1 pseudogene is annotated in these 423 nt (G+C 61.5%); it reads right to left on the bottom strand.

Annotated elements, in window-relative coordinates:
- Positions 1–423 (bottom strand): annotated as a pseudogene (locus EN852_RS35400) (prolyl oligopeptidase family protein); the annotation flags it as partial.

Genomic DNA, 423 nt, shown 5'->3' with positions numbered 1-423 from the left:
GGATATCCGGACTCTGTCTTGTCGGCCTCTTCGAACGCGGCCGAGACGATGACCGTGTCCTCATCCAGCCAGCCGAAGCCCGATTTCGAGGCCGACGCCTGAAAACCGCCTTCGACGAAGGACTTGGCCGCGATGTCGAACTCGCGCATTGCACTGGCATCACCGCCATCGGGCGACATCGAGACCAGGCAGCGGTTGAAATCGGGGTAGAGTCTGACAGCGCCGCCGAACACCCACTTTATCCCCTCCTTCGCCGCCAGTTGGTCGAAGTCGATGATCGTTTCCCATTCGGGCTTGTCGGTCTTGTAGGAAGCGACCGTCGTGCGCCGCCACAGGCCGAGCGCGTTGGTCTTGTCCTGCCAGAAATTGTAGACATGGCCCGCAATTGCCGCGCCGACCGCGATATTGTCCTCGGCCGTCATC

This window comes from Mesorhizobium sp. M2E.F.Ca.ET.209.01.1.1 (assembly GCF_004010375.2).
Taxonomy (GTDB): Bacteria; Pseudomonadota; Alphaproteobacteria; order Rhizobiales; family Rhizobiaceae; genus Mesorhizobium.
The sequence above is the reverse complement of the archived record's forward strand: the minus strand, read 5'-3'. Positions and strand labels throughout refer to the sequence as shown.